The sequence below is a fragment of the Virgibacillus salexigens genome (genome assembly GCF_014905415.1).
Lineage (GTDB): Bacteria > Bacillota > Bacilli > Bacillales > Amphibacillaceae > Virgibacillus > Virgibacillus salexigens.
The window spans coordinates 1-304 of the sequence record NZ_BNEO01000138.1 but is presented as its reverse complement, the minus strand read 5'-3'; the positions used below and the strand labels follow the sequence as shown (position 1 = coordinate 304).

1 protein-coding gene is annotated in these 304 nt (G+C 31.6%); it reads left to right on the top strand.

Annotated features, from left to right (window positions below):
• Positions 1-101: 101 nt before the first annotated feature.
• Positions 102-304 (top strand): hypothetical protein (locus tag JKP73_RS23335; RefSeq protein WP_234447182.1); only part of this gene is annotated, 203 nt, incomplete at its 3' end.

Genomic DNA, 304 nt, shown 5'->3' with positions numbered 1-304 from the left:
CTATATATTGGTAAAACAAGGTATTATGAAATAAAGAAAGAAGCATTGGAAATACTCGGTCGACACCTATATGGTGTCTTTGCTGAAAAGGATTTTTCCTGATGATGTTAGTTATTCATACAATCAAAAAATCATTACTAGTTATGTTATTCTTTTTGTTGTTTATTGCTTTTTCAAGTTTCTGTGGCATTGTGTTTCTGGCTGTTTTTCAGTGGTCCATGCAAACCGACATTTACTTGGAGTTAGTTTATTCTGCTGAGTTTTGGTTATATATGCTGGGTATTCCATTTATCATAATTTTCTT